Below are 23,752 nucleotides of genomic sequence, written 5' to 3'. Positions count from 1 at the left end.
CAAAATCGTTGCATTTGTAAAGCATGGAAAACCATCAACCAAAAAAGCCTAGTAAAACTAGACTTTTTATTACGTTCTTAATACCAGCCGTTTGCCAACCAGAAGGCTTTGGCTGCTGACCATGAACCGTAGCGCTCTGCTACATAGGCATCAGCCACACGCTCTTGGTTTTCTGGTGAATAATCACCGTTCAAGTATGTATTAGTCAACTGATAACGACCGATATAAATACCATTTTGCGCATCATAGCTACCGCTTGATTCCTTCATAGCAATCCATTCCTTTGCTGCTGCGTCTTCTGCACTCAAGTTTGAAGTATATGAACTCGTGGTAGTGGTTGTCGCTTCACTTGTTGTTGTAACTGTTTCAGCTGCTGGAGCTTGCTCCGCTGGTTTTTCTTCTGTAGCAGTAGAAGCTGTTTCACCAACTTCAATAGCCTGTCCAACATGGATTAGATTTGGATTGGAGATTTTATTTTGTTCTGCCAATTTCTCTACACTTGTATTGTATTTTGAAGCGATTGCTGATAAGGTATCACCAGATTGTACAGTATAGGTTTCCGCACTAACTACACCAGCTGTCAATAAGGTTGCCCCTGCTACCAAGCCAGCGATTGTTGTTTTCAAGTTTTTCTTCAATGTAATATTCATAATAGTCACATTCCTTTCTCTTATGTATCTATCATACCCTCTGACTATTACTCTCACTTTGTAAATCTATTACAAATATTACAATGACATTGTGTTTACACTATAAAAGGTCTATTTTCGGGATTTTGGGACCCTTTTTATCAACATCATTTACAACATACTTTACAGAAATCCCTATCTTTTTGACAGTAGCTGTAAATAAAAAGGTCACAGTGGACCTTCTTTATCATGGGCACGGAAGTGAGAAAACAAATGAATGCCTAGGCTAAACCTAGACATCTCATTCCTATCAATACCAACCATTTGCCAACCAAAACTGATAGGCTGCTGACCATGAACCATAGCGTTGCAGTACATAGGCATCTGCTACACGCTCTTGGTTTTCTGGTGAATGATCACCATTCAAGTAGGCGTTGCTTAATTGGTAACGTCCAATGTAAATACCATTAGTAACTGTATAGCTACCACCTGATTCTTTTTGAGCAATCCATTCTTTAGCAGTTGCATCGTCAACTGCTGCACCAGTTGAAACAGTAACTAGCTGGGCTGGTTGACTATCCGCTTGTACATGTGCTTGTGCTATCTCTGTGCTAGCTGTCACTGCTTCAGTCCCAATTTCAACTGCAACATCTTCTACATGACTATCCTGATGAATGTCTTCTGTCAGCCCAACATCTACTTGCTCAACTTCTGTTACTCCCTCTACTGAGGTCGTTTCGTGAACCTCTGATACTTCAATTACCTGTGGTTCTCCAGACCTAATAGTTGGCACTTCAACCCGTAGAGGTTGATAGCTTGCATCTCTTGTTAGTATCTTATCATATCCCAACTCGAAACTAGGACTGACAGCAACGTATTCTGTTGTAGACCTAGATCCACTACCAATCTTACTTATAGCATTGACCACATTATAGGGCGCATTTGACACCGCTCTTACAAGCTTGGTATAAGAATAGTTACCTGTCAACATCAGACCACATAAAACAAGAACTGAAATAACAATAACCCCTGCTATACCTTTGATAAACTTACTTATAAAACTCTTTTTCATCAAAAAGAACTATCCTCTATCTAGTTATCATAACTATTCCTATCTTACTACCATTGTATTACTTTTTATTTAAAAAAATATTACAATTTGGTAAAACGCTTACTATTTTAAGACTTTTTAAATAAATATAGAGTTCCTGCCAAGGCAACCATAATCAGAATGGCTAAGCTATCCGCCTTCTTCCACGCTAAAACACGATACTTAGTTCTCCCATCTCCACCTTGATAGCCACGCGCTTCCATTGCCGTTGCCAGAGCATCAGCCCTTTTAAAGCTGGATGCAAATAACGGAATTAAAATTGGAATAAGGGATTTTACCTTCTGAATAAGATTGCCTTCATTAAAGTCCACTCCACGCGCCCTTTGCGCATTCATAATACGAGTAGTATCATCCATCAAAGTAGGCACAAAACGCAAGCTCATAGACAACATCAAGCCTATCTCATGTACAGGAACCTTAAAGCGTTTCAAAGGTGCCAGACCTGATTCAATACCATCTGCTAAACTGAGCGGTGTTGTCGTCAAGGTCAGTAGGGTTGAAAAGAAAATAATCAAAACAAAGCGAACAAAAATAATACCTGCCTGTTGTAAACTCTCTAACGATACTTTAAAAATCCAAAACTCCCACAGAATTGTCGCCCCGGGTGTAAAGAAAACCTGGAAAAAGGTTGTAAAGAGAATAATCCCAATCATTGGTTTTAAACCATTGATAAAGAAAGACAAACGGATACGTGATAAAACAACCAAGCCCAATACAAAACCAATCAATAACGCATTTGTTACCAGATTATTGGCCCAGAAAATCATTAAGAGAAAGCCAAACATGGCTAAGAGTTTACTTCTCGGATCCAAGCGATGAAGAATGGAATTACCTGGAATATAGCGACCCAAAATCAATTTATCCATGCGTCACCATCCCTGTAAATTCTTCGATAGTAATCGGAAGACGTTCAAATACAAAACCTCTTCTCTCCAAATTCGCTGCAAACTTGGTAATCTTAGGAACACCCAGTTGAATACTCTCCAAAAAATCAACCTCTTGAAAAATATCTGTTGGTTTACCAGAACCAACCAACTTTCCTTTCTCCATAATATAAACAAAATCAGCGTAATTAGCCACATCATCCATCAAATGAGTGACCAAAACGATTGTCATGCCTGATTCATGAAGCTTTTTGAAAATATCCATCAATTCCTGACGACCCGCAGGATCCAATCCAGCCGTTGGTTCATCCAAAACTAAGATACTTGGTTCCATTGCCAGAATCCCAGCAATAGCTACCCGACGCATTTGACCACCAGATAGTTCAAAAGGACTACGCTCAAACAAGCTTTCATCAATTCCAACCAAGGCCAACTTTTCACGCGCAATCGTTTCAGCCTCTTCCTGAGAAACTCCAAAATTTTGTGGACCAAAAGCAACGTCTTTTAAGACCGTTTCATCAAACACTTGACTTTCAGGAAATTGGAACACCAGCCCAACTTTCTTCCTGACTTGCTTAATATCCTTATTTTCAGACGTCGCTGTAATCACAACATCATCAATGACTACTCTTCCTTCTGTTGGTACATTTAATCCATTCAAGAGTTGTAAAATCGTTGATTTACCCGAACCCGTATGCCCAATAAGGGCCGTGTAAGAGCCATCAACAATCTCCAAATCCACACCAAAAAGCGCACGCCCCTCAAAAGGAGTGCCAGCTTGATAGGTATAGCTTACTTCTTGGAGATCAATTCCCATAAAGTTTCCTCTAATTCTTCCTCTGTAAAATAGCGGAGCGGTAAATCAAGTCCAGTCTGGCGCAAAGATGTAGCCAGTTCTGTCGTGAAAGGTCTATCTAAATCCAAGTCTGCTAAATCCTCCCGCATAAAAAGCTCCGTCGGAGTGCTGACTGACTCAACCTGACCTCGTTTCATCACAATAACACGATCACTTAAAGCCACCTCATCTAAATCATGCGTGATAGAGATAACCGTCATCCCATGCCGAGCCTTAATCTCCTGAACAATTTTAATCAAGTCAAGACGACCTTCTGGATCCAGCATGGATGTAGCCTCATCCAAAATGATAATTTTAGGGCGCAAGGCAACCACTCCAGCAATCGCCACCCTCTGCTTCTGACCACCAGATAAACGAGCAGGCTCACGTGTTTTGAAATCAGTCATTCCAACTAATTCCAAAGCTTCGTCAACTCGACTACGCATCTCCTCCAAAGGGATTCCCTGATTCTCTAAACCAAATGCAACATCATCTTCAACTGTAGCGCCTACAAATTGGTTATCTGGATTTTGAAATACCATACCGATCAAACGTCGCTTATCCCAGACATTATCAACTGTTAGAACATCACCATCAATGATAATATCTCCAGACTCAGCTTCCAATAATCCATCAATCAAACGAACAGTTGTTGATTTCCCTGAACCATTATGACCGATGATGGACAACCATTCACCCTGTTTCACGTGAAACGAAACATCGTTTAAGGTATAATCCTCATCATCTTGACTATATTTATACTTAAGATTTTTTACTTCAATAATATTTGTCATCACTTAAACGTATCTTTGAATAAGAAAGATGCACCCTTGAAATAGTCATAACCTGAATAAAGGGTAAAGAAAAGTGCAATATAAAGCGTAATCTGACCCAACAAACTCCAATGCAAGAGCAGAAAAATCACCGCAAACATCTGTGAGAATGTCTTAATTTTACCTGGCATAGCTGCTGCCAAAACGGTTCCACCATTTTCAACCAAGAGCAAACGAAGACCCGTCACTGCCAATTCACGACAGATAATAATGGCTACCACCCATGCTGGAGCAAAACCAAGTTCCACCAACATAATGAAGGCAGACATAACCAAAATCTTATCAGCCATCGGATCTGCAAACTTACCAAAGTTTGTCACTACCTGCCACTTACGAGCCAAATAACCATCCAGATAATCCGTAATACTTGCTAGGGCAAAAATGACTGCCGCTAAAATATGGCTAATAGCTGACTGCCAGACAGTAAGAAAAAGGATAAAGATTGGGATAATCAAAATCCGTCCGACTGTCAAAGCGTTGGGAATATTTTCTTTTTTCATTGTGTTTCCTTTTTATTCAAATACTAGTCCAATAGAACCTGTATCACTCGTTAATGCTTTCGTATCCAATTGTTGACCGGCGATAGTAATATCTACCCCTTTCACTACACCTAAAACAAGATAGGCTTCGCTGGTGCCTTCTGGCAGGCTAGTCGTAACCGTCGGATTTTCAGGAGAAAGTACCACTCCCTCTGCCAATTCTGTCCCGGATAAACTAATCCAGCTAGTAGCATCTTTAACCGAAAGGGTAACTTCTACTGGATAAACAGTTTCTGTAACAGTCGCTACAATGTAATCTCCACTACCTGAAATGCTAATATTTTTAGCAGACATGCTACTTGACGAAGTTGTGGACTGCTCTGGTGTGCTTGTTTCAGAAGACGTACTTGTAGCAGTTTGCCCAACAACAGAGTAGGAAGTTTCCGAAGTAGGCAACACTTGATCTTGCATACGGCTATATGCTATATAGGTCACAAAAATAATGATGAAAGCTGAAGCAAGCAAGAGATAAATCAAGGGAAGAAAGGATTTATGATCTTTCTTTTTTACCCGATAGCTTCTTTTCAATTCTGCCGCTAAGATTTCCTCCTCGCCTTCTTCACGATACTTTATCAAACTATTGCTATCGTAGGCTTCTAACAGAACATCCGCATCCAATTCTAAGGCATCTGCATAAACCGCTAAGACGTAATCAACATCCTCATCTTCAGAAATAGAATCAAAATCATTGTACTCCAATGCTTGCAAATACCTTGCATGGATTTTCGTCATTCTCTGCAAATCAACAAAGGTCCAACCTCGTGACTCACGCGCTGCTCTAAGTACCTCACCAATACTCTTTTGTCGCACTACTAACTCTCCCCTCTATTCACTAATATACAATACTCTATTCTAACAAAAATCTAAGGAAATTTCGATGAGTTAGGTCCTTTTATTTGGGAATAATCGTAAAATCAGTCATGTCACACTGACCAATAAAACGACGGCCTGCCTCCCTAATATCCTCTAAATTTATTTCTTCCACCAATTGTGGCAAATCAAATACATTTTCAACATCCGAATACTGAGCCACAAAGTGACTAGCTGTAAATTCCAAAGAATTCAAACTACGGATAAAATCACCATACATTTCATTCTTTAATAATTGTAAGTGATTTTCATTTACATCTTCATCTCGCTCAAAATTGCGAACAGCCCTCATCAACATACTAGACAAGGTAATAGGCTCCTGCGTATCACCAGAAATAACCAAATAATGATAGTCTGGAGTAACTTCTAACTGAAACTGAAATGAGGAATCAATTTTCCCTAATTCATACAAATCCTGATAGCGTTTGGAAGTCCAACCAAACAACATGGCAAACAAAAGCTGTAAGCACAGACGATACTGCTGCATTTCAGCAGGTTCAAATACATCATTTCCCCGTAAACCAACTGCTAATTTTGGAGTAGATACTTCAAACTCTTCCATACGGTGCTGAAGAATAGGCAGTTTTTCAATTGCCTTTATATCAAACCTAGGCAGTTTTTCATCAAGTTGAGCTGCCTGATAACTTGAAATCTGCTGCCATACCTGATCCAAATCAAAGTTACCAATGACGAACAAATTCATGTTCGACGGGTGATAAAACAAATCAAAATTCTCATACAAATCATCTGCTTTAATCTGCCTTATAGATTCAACTGTCCCTGCTATATCATGAGCCAATGGAGTTTGAGGGTATAGTGACCCTAAAATTCCTGTAAACAATCGATAATCGACATCATCTTGATACATTTCGATCTCTTGCTCAATGATTCCTTGTTCTCGTGCCACGTTTTCATCTGTAAAATAAGGTTGACGAACAAATGATTGTAACAAAGATAGTGCTGGTAAAACCTCTTGAGTAGTAGAAAATAGATAACTGGTCTGTCTAAAACTGGTATAGGCATTCGCACTTGCACCAAATTTCGCAAACTCATTCATGACATCTTCTTCATCTTCCGTTTCAAACAACTTATGCTCTAAAAAATGCGCGATACCAGCAGGATAGCTATTAGACTTACCATCTTCAAAAAGAATATGGGTGTGTAAAGCTCCAAAATTTGTCGTTATCACTCCATAAGTTTCGTGGAAATCGGTCTTAGGCAAAAGAATGACTGTCAACCCGTTGTCAAGTTTTGCCTGATAGACAGGTTCTTTCATATAAGGATACTTTTTATCGATTAGTTTCATTCTTCTGTTCCCTCCATAAAGTAAACAGCCTGTAAATTTATCATATTGCCCACTCGAACAACATCCTCAATTGACACCGACTTTACAGCTTCTATCCATTCTAACCATGTTAAATTACGTTCACCCATACTAATCTGGTTATAAGTCTGTTCTATCAAGTTATTCTGTCTATCTTGAGCTAGGGTTGCTGAATGAATAAGCATGTTCTTTGTCAACTCTAATTCATCTACTGTAAATTTCCCACGTTTCAGATCAAGCAACTGCTTACTAATTAGCTTCATCACTTTCAAACGATCCCCACGATTGATGCCTGCGTAAACCTTCATCATTCCAGAAAAAATAGACACCTGACTTCCGATTGTATAGGCCAAGCTCTCCTTTTCACGGATATTTACAAATAATTTAGAATGTGAAAAGGCTCCTAGTAATCCATTAAAAACAACTAAAGCAGGGTAGTTTACATCATTGTAAAGGACTTGTAAATGATAAGCCAATTCTAAAATGGATTGTCTTGCCTGTTTGCGTTCGACCTTCTCGCGAGTAACCTTTGAATACTCCTGCTGATACTCTAATTCCAACTTAGGATTCCGATAGGTAAATTTGAAGGTTTCCAATTTTTCTCGAACCAAGTCCTGATCTACAGTTCCAATGACAAAGATGTCAATCTTATCTACCCGCAACATATTCCGATAGATTTTAAATACCGATTCTGCTGTTTCTTGCTCAACTAAGTCTAGACGACTAACCCGCGGAATTTGCAAGGCCTTATCTTGATAAAATAACCTATTCAATTCGACATCAGCATGGTAGAAATTATCTTCTACCTCCGACTCAAGAAAATTGATTAAATTCTTTTTCTCCACTTCAAAGATTTTCTGATCAAACCCCTGACCTTGCTTGAGAGGACGAAATAGGCAGGCATATAAAAAATCAAGAATTGCTAGGGTAATATCTTCATTATTAGGCAAATAACGTGGATTGACATAAGAAATGGTCAAATCAACTAGATGTACACGGCCACGTTTAGCAACAGACGTTGAGAAATGTGCTCCGTATAGCTCTGCCAACCGCCTACGCATCGCCTGAGCCGTTGGATAATCTTGGTTGCCCATTTCCAGAATATTAGCAACCAACACACGACCTGCTACAGTTGCCTCACTCATCTCGGCTGCAAAACGCACTTTTATTCTATTTGTAGTAAACTGATCTGTTTCAATAAAATGCAAATCAATTCCTTCTTGTAATTTCATCTTCTTCCTCTTTCAAACATTGTACCTTCCATTATATCATTTTTCTGTGATATAATATTCTGTAACGAGGTGACTTATGGAATTTAAATTATTTGATGACTACATTACATTACAAGCATTATTGAAAACAACTGGTATTCTCCACTCAGGTGGGGCCATTAAAGGTTTCTTAGAAGAAAATACCATTCTTTTCAATGGAGAGGATGAAAAAAGACGCGGAAAAAAAATCCGTATCGGTGATATTATCACACTCCCAGACCACAACACCAGCATCACAATCGTTGCACCTAGTCCAGAAGAAATAAAGCAGCACCAAGAAGATCAAGTAGAAAAAGAACGCGTAGCGGCTATCGTTAAAAAGTTAAATCAAGAGAATAAAAAAAATAAGAAGCAGGTGACCGCTTCCAAGCAAACAAATAAAAAAGACGATAAGAAGCCTATTCGCTTCCCTGGTATGTAAGAATGTGGCTTGAAACATTAGCATTACGGCACTTTCGCAATTACAGGCAACAAGATATTGAGTTCAACAAGGGGCTTAATGTCTTTTTGGGTGAGAACGCCCAAGGTAAAACCAATATTTTGGAATCAATCTATTTTTTAGCCTTGACACGCAGCCACCGTACCCGAACAGACAAGGATTTACTACAATTTCAAGAAAAGGAATTGTCCATATCTGGTTTACTCCATCGCACAAGCGGTAAAGTTCCCCTTGACATTCACTTGACAGACAAGGGGCGAGTGACCAAGGTCAACCATCTCAAACAAGCCAAGCTTTCCAACTATATCGGCCACATGAATGTTGTTCTCTTCGCCCCTGAAGATTTACAGCTGATAAAAGGTGCGCCTGCTTTGAGAAGAAAGTTCATCGATGTCGAGCTCGGGCAAATCAAGCCACTCTATCTTGCTGACTTGACTAACTACAATCACACTCTCAAGCAACGCAATGCCTACCTAAAATCCTCTGATAAGGTTGATGAAACTTTTCTATCAGTACTTGATCAACAGCTTGCTGAATATGGCAGTCGAGTTATTCAGCATAGGCTTGATTTCCTAAAAAAACTAGAGGGATTTGGAAACAAAAAAGTACAGGAAATCTCCAATCAAAAAGAAGAATTAACCATCGAATATCAATCCTCTATAAACTTTACAAATACTGACAACTTGGTTGACATATTCTTGACAGAACTAGAAAAGTCTCGTAAACGTGATTTGTTTAAGAAAAATACAGGAGTTGGCCCACACCGAGATGATGTAGCTTTCTTTATAAATGGTATGAATGCCCACTATGGTAGCCAGGGACAACATCGTAGTCTCGTTCTGTCACTCAAACTAGCTGAAATTGAACTGATGAAGGAAATCACTAGAGAATACCCAATTCTACTTTTAGACGATGTTATGAGTGAGCTAGATAACAATCGACAAATCAAACTACTAGAAACTATTACGGATACTATTCAAACCTTTATCACTACAACATCTTTGGACCATTTACACAAGCTACCAGATAGTTTAAAAATCTTTCATATCCAGTCTGGCACTATCGTTGAAAGCAAGTAACTGATTTTATATTCAGTTACTTTTTTATTACTTCGTAAACTAGCTTTTCCTAGCTCCAATTGTAGTTGCAACTCTTCACATAGAACTAAAAAAATTACAACTTTGTCAACTAGGTTTACAAAATAGTAAAGACCCTGTCAATCAGGGTCTTATTCTTATTGTACTGAATAGTTTGGAGCTTCATTTGTAATTTGAACATCGTGTGGATGGCTTTCTTTCAAACCAGCACCTGACATTTCGATGAATTGCGCATTTTCATGTAGTTCAGTCAAGTTACCAGCGCCAACATAGCCCATACCTGAGCGAAGTCCACCAACCATTTGGAAAATCATATCTGCAACAGAACCTTTATAGGCTACACGACCCTCAATTCCTTCTGGAACCAACTTGTTAGCTTCATTGACAGATGCTTGGAAATAACGGTCTTTTGAACCTTGTTTCATGGCTGCAATAGAGCCCATACCACGATAGGTCTTGAACTTACGACCTTGGAAGATTTCTGTTTCACCGGGTGCCTCATCCGTTCCAGCGAACATAGAGCCAAGCATGACAGCATGACCACCAGCTGCAAGAGCCTTGACAATGTCACCTGAATACTTGATACCACCATCAGCAATGATGGTTTTACCATATTCACGAGCAACGCCTGCCGCATCGTAAATAGCTGTCACTTGCGGTACGCCGACACCTGCGATAACGCGAGTTGTACAGATTGAGCCTGGTCCAATACCAACTTTAACGACATCAACCCCTGCTTCATAAAGGGCACGAGCGCCTTCAGCTGTAGCAATGTTACCTGCAATCAAGGTACGAGTTGGGAAGTGGTCACGGATTTCTTTAATCTTACGAAGAACACCTGCTGAGTGACCATGAGCTGTATCGATGACAATCGCATCTGCACCTGCTTCAAAGAGAGCTTCAGCACGTTCAAAGGTATCAGAAGTAACGCCCACAGCACCTGCAACCAAAAGACGACCAAATTCGTCCTTGGCAGCATTTGGGAACTCAATCACTTTTTCAATATCCTTGATAGTAATCAAACCTGACAAACGACCATTTTCATCGATCAGTGGCAATTTTTCAATACGATGTTTGTGAAGAATAGCTTCAGCAGTCGCTAAATCTGTTCCAACTGGCGCTGTTACCAAGCCGTCACTGGTCATATTGGTAGAAATTGGTTGTGAGTAATCTGAGATAAAGCGCATATCGCGGTTGGTGATAATCCCAACTAACTTACGGTTTTCCATCGTTTCTACAATCGGCACACCTGAAATGCGATAAGTGCCCATCAACTTTTCAGCTTCAGCGATGGTATGCTCTGGAGTTAAGAAGAATGGATCAATAATGACACCATTTTCAGAACGTTTTACCTTACGAACTTCTTCAGCCTGCTCTGCAATAGACATATTCTTATGGATAACTCCCAAACCACCTGCACGCGCCATAGCAATGGCCATTTTGCTATCCGTTACGGTATCCATAGCCGCAGAAATAATCGGAAGATTTAAAGTCAAGTTAGGTGCTAATTGTGTTTTTAAATCAATATCATGTGGCAATACATGACTTTCAGCCGGAATAAGTAATACATCATCAAAGGTAAAGCCTTTTTTCAAAAATTTAGTGTCCCAGTTTGACATTTTCTTCCTCTTTTCTTTTTTGTTACTAGCTATCGCTATAATTATTTTATTTATGATAACATTTTGAAATCATTTGTCAAATATTATTCGCTTTAAAATAAGTAATAATAAAAATTCAGAAAATTCATTCCTACTTTCTTTTAGAAAATCGAACGTTTGTTTTTTGCTTCATTATAAAACAAATGAAAAAAGCAACGTTTCTTAAACATTGCTCTTTCATCGTTAACCTTATTTAAAGTAGTTAATTCCCATGGCATCCTTGACTTGATCGAGAGTGGTTGCTGCGACCTGACGAGCCTTGCGACTTCCTTCTTCCAACATAGCATACACTTGACCCATATCTTGTGCAAACTCCAGACGGCGCTCACGGATTGGTCCCAGTTCACGTTCTAATATATCAAGAAGATAGCGTTTGGTTTTCACATCCCCCAAGCCACCACGCTGGTAATGCTCCTTCATAGCCTCAATCTCAGCTTTATCTTCTTCACGTCCGAAAACATCAAGATAGTGGAAAACCATATTTCCTTCAATCTTACCTGGGTCTTCTACACGAATGTGGTTAGGATCTGTGTACATAGACATAACTTTCTTTTTAAGTGTATCCATGTCATCTGCCAAGTAAATCCCATTTCCAAGTGACTTAGACATCTTGGCATTGCCGTCCAAACCTGGTAAGCGACCTGCTGCTTCATTTTCAGGATAGATGCCTTCCGGCTCTACCAAAATATCCGTCTGATAAGCATGGTTAAAACTACGAACGATTTCACGGGTCTGTTCAATCATCGGTTTCTGGTCATTTCCTACTGGAACAAAGTTTGCCTTGAAGGCTGTGATGTCAGCTGCTTGAGACACAGGATAGACCAAGAAACCAGCTGGAATCCCTTCGCCAAATCCCTTCTGAGCAATCTCGGTTTTTACAGTCGGATTGCGTTCTAGACGTGCAACAGATACCAAGTTCATGTAGTACATGGTCAGCTCTGCTAGTTCAGGAATCTGACTTTGGATGAAAATAGTTGTCTTAGCTGGATCAAGTCCTGCCGCTAGATAATCTAGTGCTACGTTTCCAACTGACTCGATAATCTTTTGTGGCTCTTTAGCATGATCTGTCAACGCTTGTTGGTCAGCTAAAAAGACAAAAAGTTCATGTTGACCTGCATCCTGTAATAAAACACGATTTTTCAACGAACCAACATAATGTCCAATATGTAATTTGCCTGTTGGACGGTCTCCCGTCAATATAATTGGTTTGGTCATTCCTTCACCTCATCTGATAATTTTCATAAAAAAAGCCCCGCACAGAAACTGTGCAAGGGCGTCAAGGACACGGTACCACCTTACTTAGGAGAACATACTCCCATCTTTATGCACATAAGGCCTGCTAGCCGAATCCTTATTGGTTCGAATTCATTACAAAATCAGTCCATTCACCAATCACCATTACCTGTTTGCAGCGACCACAAGCTCTCTAAAAATGGAGGATTACCTACTCTTCTGATTAAATACCATTATACCTCTTAAAAATTAGAAAGTCAATACTTCCAATCCTTGACGATAAGCTAGATTTTAGGGATAATATAAATTGCATTCTATAAAATCAAAGAAGGAGAAATAATGAAAGAACGGATTAAAGATTTTGCTTATGTGACCCTTGGTTCCATCGTTATGGCTATCGGTTTTAACAGTCTATTTTTAGAAAATAATATCGTTTCTGGGGGAGTAGGAGGACTTGCCATCGCTCTCAATGCCCTGTTCGGCTGGAACCCTGCCGATTTTGTCCTCTATTGCAATATTCCCTTACTCATTATTTGTTGGATTTTTCTAGGGAAATCTGTCTTTGTCAAAACCGTTTACGGCTCCTTAATTTATCCATTTTGCATCAAGTTGACAGCTGGTTTACCAAACTTGACAGATAATCCTTTACTTGCTGCTATTTTTGGTGGGATTATCCTTGGTTTTGGGCTTGGACTTGTCTTTCTTGGAAACTCATCTACCGGTGGTACAGGTATCCTTATTCAATTGATTCATAAATACACTCCCCTATCACTAGGAGTAACAATGGCTATTATCGATGGCATTATCGTTGGACTTGGTTTCATCGCTTTTGATCCAGATACTGTCATGCATTCGATTATTGCCCTCATGACTATTACTTACATTGTCAACCGCATGATGTCCGGTACCCAATCATCTCGAAATGTCATGATTATTTCCCATAAATCTAGCCAAATCAAAGACTACATCACAAAGGTGGCAGATCGTGGTGTAACAGAGTTTCCTGTTATCGGGGGATTTACAGGTGTTGACAAGCGTATGTTGATGACCACCATCTCTATTCCAGAGATGCAAAAATTGGAAACAGCTATACTGGAAATCGATGAAGCTGCTTTTATGGTTGTTATGCCTGCCAGTCAAGTTCGTGGTCGTGGCTTTAGCTTACAAAAAGACCATCAACAATACGATGAAGATATTTTAATTCCAATGTAATTCATTGAAAATTCAAGTTCTTTCTAGTACAATTAAACTAATAGACAGAAACAGAGGAGAAACTATGCTTACAGTATCTGATGTGTCGCTTCGCTTTAGCGACCGCAAATTATTTGATGATGTCAATATTAAATTTACAGCTGGAAACACCTACGGTTTAATTGGTGCCAACGGTGCTGGTAAATCTACATTCTTGAAAATCCTTGCAGGTGACATTGAGCCTTCAACAGGCCATATCTCCCTTGGACCAGACGAGCGTTTATCTGTTCTTCGTCAAAACCATTTCGACTACGAAGATGAGCGCGTGATTGACGTCGTTATCATGGGAAATGAGCAACTTTACAGCATCATGAAAGAAAAAGATGCCATCTACATGAAAGAAGATTTTTCTGATGAAGATGGTGTCCGTGCTGCTGAATTAGAAGGTGAATTTGCTGAACTTGGTGGTTGGGAAGCAGAAAGTGAAGCTTCACAATTGCTCCAAAACCTCAACATCTCAGAAGACCTCCACTACCAAAACATGAGTGAATTGACCAACGGTGAAAAGGTTAAGGTTCTCTTGGCCAAGGCCCTCTTTGGTAAACCTGATGTGCTTCTCTTGGACGAGCCGACCAACGGTTTGGATATTCAGTCCATCAACTGGTTGGAAGATTTCCTGATTGACTTTGAAAATACAGTGATCGTTGTATCCCACGACCGCCACTTCCTCAACAAAGTATGTACCCACATGGCCGACCTTGACTTCGGTAAAATCAAGATTTTCGTTGGTAACTACGACTTCTGGAAACAATCCAGTGAATTGGCTGCTCGTTTGCAAGCAGACCGCAATGCCAAGGCAGAAGAAAAAATCAAGGAATTACAAGAATTCGTTGCCCGCTTCTCTGCCAATGCCTCTAAGTCCAAACAAGCAACCTCTCGTAAAAAGATGTTGGATAAAATTGAGTTAGAAGAAATTATCCCTTCTAGCCGTAAATACCCATTTATCAACTTCAAATCTGAACGTGAAATTGGTAACGACCTCTTGACAGTTGAGAACTTAAAAGTTGTCATCGACGGTGAAACCATTTTGGATAATATCAGCTTTATCCTACGTCCAGGTGATAAGACGGCCCTCATTGGTCAAAACGACATCCAAACAACTGCTCTGATTCGTGCCTTGATGGGTGATATCGAGTATGAAGGTACTGTCAAGTGGGGTGTCACTACCAGTCAATCTTACCTACCAAAAGACAACAGCCGTGATTTTGACACCAACGAATCCATCCTAGACTGGCTCCGTCAATTTGCTAGCAAGGAAGAAGATGATAATACCTTCTTGCGTGGTTTCTTGGGTCGTATGCTCTTCTCAGGCGATGAAGTAAACAAACCTGTCAACGTCTTGTCAGGGGGCGAAAAGGTGCGCGTGATGCTATCAAAACTTATGCTTCTCAAATCAAATGTTTTGGTATTGGATGATCCAACCAACCACTTGGACTTGGAATCTATTTCCAGTCTAAACGATGGTTTGAAAGCCTTCAAAGAGTCCATTATCTTTGCTAGCCATGACCATGAATTTATTCAAACTTTAGCAAACCACATCATTGTTATCTCTAAAAATGGCGTGATTGACCGCATTGACGAAACCTATGATGAATTCCTAGAAAATGCTGAAGTACAAGCAAAAGTACAAGAGCTTTGGAAAGCATAATAAAAAGGCGATTTACTCGCCTTTTCTTTTAAATATATGAGAAAAATATTTACAAAAAAATCGACCTATTACCTCCTATCTTTTTTGATTCCTCTAGGAATTATTTCCCTTGTCCTAGCTTTTCAAGGCATTTGGTGGGGAAGTGATACAACCATTTTGGCTAGCGATGGCTTCCATCAATATGTCATTTTTAATCAAACGTTACGCAATACTTTACACGGTGATGGTTCTCTTTTTTATACCTTTACAAGTGGATTAGGTCTAAATTTCTATGCCTTATCCTCTTACTATCTAGGTTCCTTTCTATCACCTATTGTGTTCTTCTTTGATTTACAATCCATGCCAGACGCACTCTATCTTGTCACTATTGTCAAGTTTGGATTGATAGGTTTGTCAACCTATTTTAGCTTGAAAGGGATACATAAAAAACTTGAACCTTCCTGGACGCTTCTTCTTTCTACTTCCTACTCATTGATGAGTTTTTCTACCAGTCAATTAGAAATCAATAGCTGGCTAGATGTCTTCATCCTCATTCCTATTATCCTACTTGGTTTACACCGATTGATAGAAGGAAAAAATCAGATTATCTATTATCTAGCTTTGACATGTTTGTTTGTTCAAAACTACTACTTTGGCTATATGGCTGCTATTTTTCTAGCACTGTGGGCACTTGTTCAATTATCTTGGTTAGAAAAAAACAGGATAAAAATATTCATAAACTTTACAGTTGTATCAATTTTATCAGCACTAAGTAGTATGTTTATGCTACTTCCTACCTATCTAGATTTGAAAACGCACGGCGAAACCTTTACAAAGATTGTCAATCTAAAAACGGAAGACTCCTGGTATTTTGACTTCTTTGCAAAAAATTTAGTCGGTAGTTTTGACACAACAAAATTTGGCTCCATCCCTATGATTTATGTAGGATTACTGCCACTCATTTTCACAATACTATTCTTTACCATAAAAGAGGTAAGGTGGACAATAAAATGTTCATACGGTCTACTAATCAGTATTGTCATTGCTAGTTTCTACCTCCAACCACTCAACTTATTTTGGCAGGGGATGCATGCTCCGAATATGTTTTTATACCGCTATTCTTGGGTCCTATCTACCATCCTTATCTACCTAGCTGCAGAAACAATTATACGATTAAAGCAAGTTTCTATTAAAAGCATCTATAGAAGCATCTCGGTTATATTACTAGGTTTTCTACTAACTTATCTATTTAAGCAGAACTATGAATTCTTACAAGATGTAAACTTTTTATTGACAGTTGAATTTCTAATTCTTTACATTGTCCTATTTTGGCTCCTTTTTCATCGAAAGCTATCTGCTAAATGGATTGCTACTACTTTCCTATTCTTTGGCTTATTTGAAATCGGTATCCATACTCACTATCAAGTACAGGGATTATCTGAGGAATGGCATTTTCCAAGTCGTTCAAACTATGAAGAAAAATTGACAGATATTGACAAGCTTGTCAAGTCAGCAAAATCTGATAATACTGCTTTCTATCGAACTGAAAGATTGTTACCACAAACGGGCAATGATAGTATGAAGTACAACTACAATGGTATTTCTCAATTCTCTTCTATTCGCAATAGATCTTCTGGCTCTGTCCTTGATAAATTAGGTTTCCGTTCAGATGGGACTAATCTTAACCTCCGCTATCAAAATAATACCATCATTGCTGATAGTCTATTTGGCATAAAATACAATCTAGCAACTCTTGATCCAAATAAATTTGGTTTCTCACTTTATCAAAGTGGTGATAAAATGAACTTGTATGAAAATAGTTTTAATCAAGGTCTGGCTATTCTCACCAATCAAGTTTACAAGGATGTAAAGTTTACAAACCTCACACTTGATAATCAAACAAATTTCCTAAATCAGCTATCTGGTGTAAACCATAAATATTACTACAGCATTCCAATCACTTCATCTCAATATGCGACTGAATTAGGAAATCGTATCACCGTTAATAAAGCAAATGAGGAAACGAGTGCTAAAGTTAGTTATGCATTAACAGTACCTGCAAATAGTCAAGTCTATCTTAATTTACCAAAAATAACTTTCTCAAATGAGAACCATAAGAAAGTTGTCATCTCTGTCAACAATCAGTCAACCGAGTTTACATTAGATAATGCTTTTTCATTCTTTAATGTTGGTGATTTCCCTGAAGAACAGGTAGTAAAGGTTGACATTCACTTCCCTGAAAATAATCAAGTTTCCTTCGATAAACCTCAATTCTACCGTCTAGATCTAATTGCATTCCAAAATGCTGTAACTATACTAAAAGAAAAAAATATTGTTACAAAAACTGAAGGAAACACGGTCACTATTGACTTTGAAACAGAAAATGAAGCTTCGCTTCTTTTAACCCTACCCTACGATAAAGGATGGTCTGCAACAATTGATGGGGAACCAGTAAGTATTCAAAAAGCGCAAAGTGGTTTTATGAAAGTTGATGTCAAGCCTGGGCAATCACAAGTAATTCTTACCTTTACACCTCAAGGTTTTTACCTAGGTTTAATAATCTCATTCTCCGCCCTTGGCATGTTTATTAGCTACCAAATCTTTCGAAATAAGTACAATAAAAACCTCCCAGTATAGATAGATTACTGAGAGGTTTTCATTTACTATAAATTTTTAAAAAATAAAACCTTGATTTCTCAAGGCTTCCTAGTCTTTATTTACTCCGCCAACAGGGCTCGAACCTGTGACATCATGATTAACAGTCATGCGCTCTACCGACTGAGCTATGGCGGAAAGAATAGTCCGTACGGGATTCGAACCCGTGTTACCGCCGTGAAAAGGCGGTGTCTTAACCCCTTGACCAACGGACCATTTTTTCAGAACAATAACTAGTATAATACACCGATAATTTTTTGTCAATACTTTTTTTAAAATTTTTGCACTATTGACAGAGTTAATCGTTTAATGTACAATTGAATAGTTAGGGTTCCATAGCTCAGCTGGATAGAGCATTCGCCTTCTAAGCGAACGGTCGCAGGTTCGAATCCTGCTGGAATCATCTTGGCCTATCGTGAGATAGGTCTTTTTTCTTGCCATAATTGATAGTTGATATAGAGGACTGGTAGGAGAATACCGATTAAAGCATATTCTTTAAACTGAAAGGATAGCTGCGTTGCACTTATAACACCGAGCATAAAACCAATAATCGTAAGTAAAATATTTCTTCCTGTCTTTTTCAGCTCTGCATCCCGTTCAATCATACCTTTAAACCAAAGATAAGCCGCATTCTTCACATTTCCAGTCATCATGACATTGGCATAGGGAGCACCTCTCAACCTTCTAAAGGTCTCCACCTGGATAGAGGCTACAAAAGCCAAACTAGCGATGGTGAAAGAAGCAGGCATCATGGGAGATAGAAAAATTGTCAAAAGAATGCAAATCAGCATGATCAAGCTACTACCAAAGTGCCAGGACCAAGATTGTTTTTCAAAATATTTTCTAGCTAAATAGGTAAAAAATTGTCCAATAACAAAAAATAAAATAGGGACACAAAAATTAAGTACCTGAACAAAATCCCCCTTGGTCATATAATAGGCAAGAGAAATCACATTGCCAGATTGTACACCAGCAAAACGACCACCTTGGGTCACGTAGGTAAAAGCATTGAGATAGCCACTAATAAAGGTCAAGCAACAAGCTACCCGCAAGCCTTCAAAAACACGATAATCTTTCTGCTTCATTCTAACTCCTTGTTTCACGTGAAACTATTTATGGTAGGGACTGCCTTGTTGAATCATAAAGGCGCGATAAATTTGCTCGATAAGAACCAATTTCATTAGTTGGTGAGGGAGGGTCAATTGTCCAAAACTCATCAGTAAATTGGCTCTTTTTTTCACTTGTGGATCCAAGCCAAGACTGCCACCGATAATAAAAGTAATATCAGAATAGCCACTCACTGTAATGTCAGCTAGTTTCTTACTAAACTCTTCAGAAGGAAACTGTTTTCCTTCAATGGCTAGAGCGATGACATAATCTCGTTCACCAATTTTAGCTATAATTCGCTCAGCTTCCTTTTTCAATATCTGCTCATTTTCTGCCTGACTAGCCTTATCTGGCGTCTTCTCGTCGGCCAGTTCAATCAGTTCCAACTTTGTAAAACGACCTAAACGTTTACTATATTCGGCAATACCATCTTTAAGGTATTTTTCTTTCAATTTTCCAACGGTTATCAATTTTATTTTCATAAAAATATTGTAACATATCCACAGGTTTCTGCTAGTAAATAATCTGAAAAAATCTCAGAATTTCAAAGCAAATTCACATTATTCACAAAGTTATCCACAGGTTGTGGATTGATTTTTGAAAACTTTAAGCTATAATTAAGAAAGCAAGAGTAATCTTAAGGAAAATGTAAGAAAGGAAAAGGATCCTCTATATGAAAAAATATTTGAAATTCGCTATTCTATTTGTAGTTGGCTTTGTGGGCGGATTAGCCGGTGCATTGACAACATCCATCTTTCAACCACAAGTTCAGCAAGCAAGCTCTGCCATTACCAGTATCAGCAATGTTCAATATGATAATGAAACATCGACAACCACGGCTGTCGAAAAAGTACAGAACGCTGTGGTTTCCGTTATTAACTATCAAACTGCAGCAAGTAATAGCTTGAGTGCGATTTTTGGAAATATTTCTAGTTCCGACGAATTAGCAGTAGCAGGCGAGGGATCTGGGGTTATATATAAGAAAGACGGTAATAATGCCTATATCGTAACCAATACCCACGTAATCAATAATGCTGAAAAAATTGATATCCTTCTAGCTTCTGGAGAGAAAGTAGCTGGGGAATTAGTGGGTGCTGACACCTACTCTGACATAGCTGTTATCAAAATAACTGCAGAAAAGGTGACAGCAGTAGCTGAATTTGCGGACTCAGACACCATTAAGGTTGGTGAAACAGCTATTGCAATCGGTAGTCCTCTAGGGAGTGTTTACGCAAATACCGTCACACAGGGGATTATCTCCAGCCTCAGTCGTACTGTCACCTCTCAGTCTGAAGATGGGCAAACCATTTCAACCAATGCTATTCAAACAGATACAGCTATTAACCCAGGTAACTCTGGTGGACCACTCATCAATATTCAAGGTCAAGTGATCGGAATTACTTCTAGCAAAATTTCCTCTAGTTCTTTGACTAGTTCTGGTGTTACAGTTGAAGGTATGGGATTTGCAATTCCTTCCAACGATGCGGTGGCCATTATCAATCAACTAGAAACAGATGGTAAGGTCAGTCGACCTGCTCTGGGTGTTCACATGGTTAACTTGACAGATTTGTCAACTAGTCAACTTGAAAAAGCAGGACTTTCCAATACTGACTTAACATCTGGTGTTATCGTTGTTTCTACACAAGCAGGCCTGCCAGCAGATGGAAAATTTGAAACCTATGATGTTATTACTGAAATTGACGGGGATGTCATCGAAAATAAAAGTGATCTACAGAGTGCGCTTTATAAGCACCAAATTGGAGATAGCATAAGCATCACCTATTATAGAAACAATAAGAAAGAAACTGTTGACATCAAGTTGACACACTCTACCGAACAACTTCAATAATAGTAGTATCTAAACTAGACTTTACATGATTGTAAAGTCTGTTTTTTTTTGCTAAAATGAACATTATGGAAGAACTACGTACTATCAATATTTCAGATATCCAGCCAAATCCTTACCAACCAAGAATACATTTTGACCAAAATAAGCTAGAAGAATTAGCTCAGTCTATAAAAGAAAACGGATTGATCCAACCAATCATTGTAAGAAAGTCGTCCATTATTGGTTATGAACTATTAGCAGGTGAGAGAAGATGGAGAGCTAGTCAATTAGCTGGATTAACAGCAATTCCCGCTATCGTCAAAGAATTGAGTGATGATGATTTGCTCTATCAAGCAATCATTGAAAATTTACAGCGTTCAGATTTAAATCCTATCGAAGAAGCAACATCCTATCAAAAACTACTCAGCAAGGGATTGAAGCATGATGAAATTGCTCAAATCATGGGAAAATCAAGACCTTATATCAGTAACTTACTACGTTTATTAAATCTTTCCAAAGAAACACAGCAAGCAATAAAAGAAGGAAAAATTTCACAAGGCCACGCGCGTCAGTTAGTTGCATTTTCAGAAGTAAAGCAAGCTACTTGGGTTCAGGAAATCATCGAAAAAGATCTAAGTGTGCGGGCTCTTGAAAAAATTCTATCCAAGAAGAAAAAAATAAAGACACAACCAAAAAATCAATTTCTAAAAGAACAAGAAAACATTCTCAATCAACTTCTAGGAACCTCCACAAAAATTCTTCAGAAAAAAAATGGCAATGGAGAAATTCGAATCAGCTTTAATAGCCTTGAAGAATTTGAGCGAATTATCAACAATTTAAAATAAGCCTGTTTATAGAATATTTTCATAAACACTTTTTTCCACAATTAAAAAGACAAAGAAAGCTAGAATTTACACAGGTTCTAGCTTTTATTCACATCCTGTGGAAAACTTTTATGAACATTGTGGATTTTAAAAATTATCTGTGGAAAACTTTTACTTTTTATGGTACACTATTCTAGCCAATAGAAAATGAGAGGAGGAAAATATGAATAAAGAACAACAATTCTGGCAACGATTTATTGAACTAGTCCAAGCAAGTTTCAAAGCTTCCATTTATGATTTTTACGTTGCAGATGCAAGATTACTAAACCTAGAACAGCAAGTAGCCACCATCTTCTTAAATCGCCCATTTAAAAAAGATTTCTGGGAAACAAACTTTGAGGAGCTAATGATTGCGGCTAGTTTTGAAATTTTCGGTGAACCGCTCACTACTCACTACCAATTTACAGAAGAAGTGACTGAAGTAGTTTCTACTACTAGAACAACATACAGCCCTTCCCCCCCGTCTTCTATAACTGATATAGCAGAGGGAGTACTACAGCCTGTTCATTCTGATATAAAATCCCAATATACCTTTTCAAACTTTGTTCAAGGAGATAACAATCATTGGGCAAAAGCGGCTGCACTAGCTGTTTCTGATAACTTAGGAGAGCTCTATAATCCACTATTTATCTTTGGTGGACCAGGTTTAGGGAAAACTCATATTCTAAATGCAATCGGTAATAAGGTCCTGGCTGATAATCCTCATGCAAAAATCAAATATGTTTCATCAGAAACTTTTATCAATGAGTTATTGGAACACATGCGATTAAATAAAATGAAGCAGTTCAAAGAAACCTATCGTAATCTTGACCTGCTCCTCATTGATGATATCCAATCCATTCAGAAAAAAGAAACCACGCAAGAAGAATTTTTCCATACTTTCAATGCACTCCATCAAAAAAATAAACAAATAGTCCTGACAAGTGATAGAAATCCCGACTATCTAGACAATCTTGAAGAACGATTAGTCACTCGTTTTAAGTGGGGCTTAACGAGTGAAATCACACCTCCTGACTTTGAAACACGTATTGCTATTTTACGCAATAAATGCGAGGCCTTCCCTTATGATTTCACTAATGATACCCTGTCCTACTTAGCAGGTCAATTTGATTCCAACGTCCGTGATCTTGAGGGAGCATTGAAAGATATTAACCTACTTGCTACCATGCGAAATCTGTCTGAGATAACAGTAGAAGTAGCTGCTGAAGCCATTCGTTCTAGGAAGCAAACAAACCCTCAAAACATGGTCATTCCGATTGAAAAAATCCAAACAGAAGTTGGAAATTTCTATGGAGTTAGCCTCAAAGAAATAAAGGGCTCTAAACGTGTCCAACACATTGTTCACGCGCGCCAGGTTGCTATGTTTTTAGCCCGAGAAATGACAGACAACTCTTTACCAAAAATTGGTAGAGAATTTGGTAATCGTGACCATACGACAGTCATGCATGCCTATAACAAGATTAAAAGTTTGCTAATGGATGATGATAATTTGGAAATCGAAATAACCAGTATCAAAAATAAAATTCGATGACCTGTGTATAAGTTTTAAAAAATCCATCTACTTTTCCACAAGTTGTGAACAAGCTATTTTTCTTGAAAGTTATGGCTTTGACCTACTTTTCCACAGAATACACAGGGCCTACTACTACTACTAACCTTATAAATAATAAATAAAGG

General features: G+C 38.5%; 21 protein-coding genes, 3 tRNA genes and 1 other annotated feature. Of the genes, 9 read left to right on the top strand and 15 right to left on the bottom strand.

Annotated features, from left to right (window positions below; translation table 11 throughout):
- Positions 1 to 77: 77 nt before the first annotated feature.
- The 9 genes from apf to yfmF all read right to left on the bottom strand — a co-directional run bounded on the left by apf (position 78) and on the right by yfmF (position 8,257).
- Entirely contained in the window at positions 78 to 650 is a 573-nt protein-coding gene (gene apf / locus ACEE44_RS06935; RefSeq protein ID WP_449171739.1) for an aggregation-promoting factor, read from the bottom strand.
- Positions 651 to 939: 289 nt separating this feature from the next.
- Positions 940 to 1,701, bottom strand: a complete 762-nt coding sequence (locus ACEE44_RS06930; protein WP_449171738.1) for an aggregation-promoting factor C-terminal-like domain-containing protein — start codon at positions 1,699 to 1,701, stop codon at positions 940 to 942.
- Positions 1,702 to 1,808: 107 nt separating this feature from the next.
- Positions 1,809 to 2,606 carry an energy-coupling factor transporter transmembrane component T family protein gene (locus ACEE44_RS06925; protein WP_449171737.1) on the bottom strand — a complete coding sequence of 266 codons (798 nt, stop codon included), beginning with the start codon at positions 2,604 to 2,606 and terminating at the stop codon, positions 1,809 to 1,811.
- Positions 2,599 to 3,441, bottom strand: a complete 843-nt coding sequence (locus ACEE44_RS06920; protein ID WP_449171736.1) for an energy-coupling factor transporter ATPase — start codon at positions 3,439 to 3,441, stop codon at positions 2,599 to 2,601. Before ACEE44_RS06920 ends, ACEE44_RS06925 begins: the two co-directional genes overlap by 8 nt.
- Positions 3,417 to 4,253, bottom strand: a complete 837-nt coding sequence (locus tag ACEE44_RS06915; protein ID WP_449171735.1) for an energy-coupling factor ABC transporter ATP-binding protein — start codon at positions 4,251 to 4,253, stop codon at positions 3,417 to 3,419. Before ACEE44_RS06915 ends, ACEE44_RS06920 begins: the two co-directional genes overlap by 25 nt.
- Positions 4,253 to 4,792, bottom strand: coding sequence for a CDP-diacylglycerol--glycerol-3-phosphate 3-phosphatidyltransferase (gene pgsA, locus ACEE44_RS06910; RefSeq protein ID WP_248044253.1), 540 nt, complete (start codon positions 4,790 to 4,792; stop codon positions 4,253 to 4,255). Before pgsA ends, ACEE44_RS06915 begins: the two co-directional genes overlap by 1 nt.
- A gap of 12 nt (positions 4,793 to 4,804) precedes the next feature.
- The gene (locus ACEE44_RS06905) at positions 4,805 to 5,641 is read right to left on the bottom strand and encodes a helix-turn-helix domain-containing protein (protein ID WP_449171734.1); all 837 of its coding nucleotides are present in this window, start codon (positions 5,639 to 5,641) and stop codon (positions 4,805 to 4,807) included.
- Positions 5,642 to 5,723: 82 nt separating this feature from the next.
- Positions 5,724 to 7,007, bottom strand: coding sequence for an EF-P 5-aminopentanol modification-associated protein YfmH (gene yfmH, locus ACEE44_RS06900; RefSeq protein ID WP_449171733.1), 1,284 nt, complete (start codon positions 7,005 to 7,007; stop codon positions 5,724 to 5,726).
- A complete protein-coding gene (gene yfmF, locus ACEE44_RS06895) occupies positions 7,004 to 8,257 on the bottom strand; it encodes an EF-P 5-aminopentanol modification-associated protein YfmF (RefSeq protein ID WP_449171732.1) in 1,254 nt (417 codons plus the stop codon). Before yfmF ends, yfmH begins: the two co-directional genes overlap by 4 nt.
- Before the next feature lie 76 nt (positions 8,258 to 8,333).
- Here yfmF and yaaA point away from each other — a divergent pair, with 76 nt between their 5' ends.
- Together yaaA and recF are read left to right on the top strand one after the other, a co-directional pair.
- The gene (yaaA, locus tag ACEE44_RS06890; protein WP_449171731.1) at positions 8,334 to 8,717 is read left to right on the top strand and encodes a S4 domain-containing protein YaaA; all 384 of its coding nucleotides are present in this window, start codon (positions 8,334 to 8,336) and stop codon (positions 8,715 to 8,717) included.
- A gap of 2 nt (positions 8,718 to 8,719) precedes the next feature.
- Positions 8,720 to 9,814 carry a DNA replication/repair protein RecF gene (gene recF, locus ACEE44_RS06885; protein ID WP_449171730.1) on the top strand — a complete coding sequence of 365 codons (1,095 nt, stop codon included), beginning with the start codon at positions 8,720 to 8,722 and terminating at the stop codon, positions 9,812 to 9,814.
- A 155-nt stretch (positions 9,815 to 9,969) separates the two neighbouring features.
- On the opposite strand, the gene guaB is transcribed toward recF, so the two are convergent.
- Complete coding sequence (guaB, locus tag ACEE44_RS06880; protein WP_172050557.1) at positions 9,970 to 11,451, bottom strand: IMP dehydrogenase; 1,482 nt, start codon at positions 11,449 to 11,451, stop codon at positions 9,970 to 9,972.
- A 228-nt stretch (positions 11,452 to 11,679) separates the two neighbouring features.
- Positions 11,680 to 12,705 carry a tryptophan--tRNA ligase gene (trpS, locus tag ACEE44_RS06875; protein ID WP_449171729.1) on the bottom strand — a complete coding sequence of 342 codons (1,026 nt, stop codon included), beginning with the start codon at positions 12,703 to 12,705 and terminating at the stop codon, positions 11,680 to 11,682.
- A gap of 51 nt (positions 12,706 to 12,756) precedes the next feature.
- Positions 12,757 to 12,960 (bottom strand) — a binding site (T-box leader).
- 102 nt (positions 12,961 to 13,062) lie between these two features.
- Here trpS and ACEE44_RS06870 point away from each other — a divergent pair.
- The 3 genes from ACEE44_RS06870 to ACEE44_RS06860 all read left to right on the top strand — a co-directional run bounded on the left by ACEE44_RS06870 (position 13,063) and on the right by ACEE44_RS06860 (position 18,238).
- Positions 13,063 to 13,935, top strand: a complete 873-nt coding sequence (locus ACEE44_RS06870) for a YitT family protein (RefSeq protein WP_449171728.1) — start codon at positions 13,063 to 13,065, stop codon at positions 13,933 to 13,935.
- 64 nt (positions 13,936 to 13,999) lie between these two features.
- Complete coding sequence (locus ACEE44_RS06865) at positions 14,000 to 15,622, top strand: ABC-F family ATP-binding cassette domain-containing protein (RefSeq protein WP_105124987.1); 1,623 nt, start codon at positions 14,000 to 14,002, stop codon at positions 15,620 to 15,622.
- Between the two features lie 36 nt (positions 15,623 to 15,658).
- Positions 15,659 to 18,238: a YfhO family protein gene (locus ACEE44_RS06860; RefSeq protein WP_449171727.1), complete on the top strand. Its 2,580-nt coding sequence runs from the start codon at positions 15,659 to 15,661 to the stop codon at positions 18,236 to 18,238.
- A gap of 83 nt (positions 18,239 to 18,321) precedes the next feature.
- Here ACEE44_RS06860 and ACEE44_RS06855 read toward each other — a convergent pair.
- Positions 18,322 to 18,394, bottom strand: a tRNA-Asn gene (locus ACEE44_RS06855).
- 5 nt (positions 18,395 to 18,399) lie between these two features.
- Positions 18,400 to 18,471, bottom strand: a tRNA-Glu gene (locus ACEE44_RS06850).
- A gap of 114 nt (positions 18,472 to 18,585) precedes the next feature.
- On the opposite strand from ACEE44_RS06850, the gene ACEE44_RS06845 reads away from it, so the two are divergent.
- Positions 18,586 to 18,659: transfer RNA gene (locus tag ACEE44_RS06845), tRNA-Arg, on the top strand.
- Between the two features lie 7 nt (positions 18,660 to 18,666).
- On the opposite strand, the gene ACEE44_RS06840 is transcribed toward ACEE44_RS06845, so the two are convergent.
- Together ACEE44_RS06840 and rlmH are read right to left on the bottom strand one after the other, a co-directional pair.
- Positions 18,667 to 19,341: a YoaK family protein gene (locus ACEE44_RS06840; RefSeq protein ID WP_449171726.1), complete on the bottom strand. Its 675-nt coding sequence runs from the start codon at positions 19,339 to 19,341 to the stop codon at positions 18,667 to 18,669.
- 24 nt (positions 19,342 to 19,365) lie between these two features.
- Positions 19,366 to 19,845 (bottom strand): 23S rRNA (pseudouridine(1915)-N(3))-methyltransferase RlmH, encoded by a 480-nt coding sequence (gene rlmH / locus ACEE44_RS06835; RefSeq protein WP_449171725.1) that lies wholly within the window; start codon positions 19,843 to 19,845, stop codon positions 19,366 to 19,368.
- Positions 19,846 to 20,036: 191 nt separating this feature from the next.
- Between rlmH and ACEE44_RS06830 the strand changes: the two genes are divergently transcribed.
- The 3 genes from ACEE44_RS06830 (at position 20,037) to dnaA (ending at position 23,606) form a co-directional block, all read left to right on the top strand.
- Positions 20,037 to 21,212: a S1C family serine protease gene (locus ACEE44_RS06830; RefSeq protein ID WP_449171724.1), complete on the top strand. Its 1,176-nt coding sequence runs from the start codon at positions 20,037 to 20,039 to the stop codon at positions 21,210 to 21,212.
- A 65-nt stretch (positions 21,213 to 21,277) separates the two neighbouring features.
- A complete protein-coding gene (locus tag ACEE44_RS06825; protein WP_105124974.1) occupies positions 21,278 to 22,036 on the top strand; it encodes a ParB/RepB/Spo0J family partition protein in 759 nt (252 codons plus the stop codon).
- A gap of 202 nt (positions 22,037 to 22,238) precedes the next feature.
- Positions 22,239 to 23,606, top strand: coding sequence for a chromosomal replication initiator protein DnaA (gene dnaA / locus ACEE44_RS06820; protein WP_449171723.1), 1,368 nt, complete (start codon positions 22,239 to 22,241; stop codon positions 23,604 to 23,606).
- Positions 23,607 to 23,752 lie beyond the last annotated feature (146 nt).

The sequence above is a fragment of the Streptococcus sp. 32226D021BW genome (assembly GCF_053545015.1).
The sequence above is the reverse complement of the archived record's forward strand: the minus strand, read 5'-3'. Positions and strand labels throughout refer to the sequence as shown.

Excerpts from the sequence above, each read along its gene's own strand:
- apf (WP_449171739.1), bottom strand. The coding sequence starts at position 650 with ATGAATATTACATTGAAGAAAAACTTGAAAACAACAATCGCTGGCTTG.
- ACEE44_RS06930 (WP_449171738.1), bottom strand. The coding sequence starts at position 1,701 with ATGAAAAAGAGTTTTATAAGTAAGTTTATCAAAGGTATAGCAGGGGTT.
- ACEE44_RS06925 (WP_449171737.1), bottom strand. The coding sequence starts at position 2,606 with ATGGATAAATTGATTTTGGGTCGCTATATTCCAGGTAATTCCATTCTT.
- ACEE44_RS06920 (WP_449171736.1), bottom strand. The coding sequence starts at position 3,441 with ATGGGAATTGATCTCCAAGAAGTAAGCTATACCTATCAAGCTGGCACT.
- ACEE44_RS06915 (WP_449171735.1), bottom strand. The coding sequence starts at position 4,253 with ATGACAAATATTATTGAAGTAAAAAATCTTAAGTATAAATATAGTCAA.
- pgsA (WP_248044253.1), bottom strand. The coding sequence starts at position 4,792 with ATGAAAAAAGAAAATATTCCCAACGCTTTGACAGTCGGACGGATTTTG.
- yfmH (WP_449171733.1), bottom strand. The coding sequence starts at position 7,007 with ATGAAACTAATCGATAAAAAGTATCCTTATATGAAAGAACCTGTCTAT.
- yfmF (WP_449171732.1), bottom strand. The coding sequence starts at position 8,257 with ATGAAATTACAAGAAGGAATTGATTTGCATTTTATTGAAACAGATCAG.
- yaaA (WP_449171731.1), top strand. The coding sequence starts at position 8,334 with ATGGAATTTAAATTATTTGATGACTACATTACATTACAAGCATTATTG.
- recF (WP_449171730.1), top strand. The coding sequence starts at position 8,720 with ATGTGGCTTGAAACATTAGCATTACGGCACTTTCGCAATTACAGGCAA.
- guaB (WP_172050557.1), bottom strand. The coding sequence starts at position 11,451 with ATGTCAAACTGGGACACTAAATTTTTGAAAAAAGGCTTTACCTTTGAT.
- trpS (WP_449171729.1), bottom strand. The coding sequence starts at position 12,705 with ATGACCAAACCAATTATATTGACGGGAGACCGTCCAACAGGCAAATTA.
- ACEE44_RS06870 (WP_449171728.1), top strand. The coding sequence starts at position 13,063 with ATGAAAGAACGGATTAAAGATTTTGCTTATGTGACCCTTGGTTCCATC.
- ACEE44_RS06865 (WP_105124987.1), top strand. The coding sequence starts at position 14,000 with ATGCTTACAGTATCTGATGTGTCGCTTCGCTTTAGCGACCGCAAATTA.
- ACEE44_RS06860 (WP_449171727.1), top strand. The coding sequence starts at position 15,659 with ATGAGAAAAATATTTACAAAAAAATCGACCTATTACCTCCTATCTTTT.
- ACEE44_RS06840 (WP_449171726.1), bottom strand. The coding sequence starts at position 19,341 with ATGAAGCAGAAAGATTATCGTGTTTTTGAAGGCTTGCGGGTAGCTTGT.
- rlmH (WP_449171725.1), bottom strand. The coding sequence starts at position 19,845 with ATGAAAATAAAATTGATAACCGTTGGAAAATTGAAAGAAAAATACCTT.
- ACEE44_RS06830 (WP_449171724.1), top strand. The coding sequence starts at position 20,037 with ATGAAAAAATATTTGAAATTCGCTATTCTATTTGTAGTTGGCTTTGTG.
- ACEE44_RS06825 (WP_105124974.1), top strand. The coding sequence starts at position 21,278 with ATGGAAGAACTACGTACTATCAATATTTCAGATATCCAGCCAAATCCT.
- dnaA (WP_449171723.1), top strand. The coding sequence starts at position 22,239 with ATGAATAAAGAACAACAATTCTGGCAACGATTTATTGAACTAGTCCAA.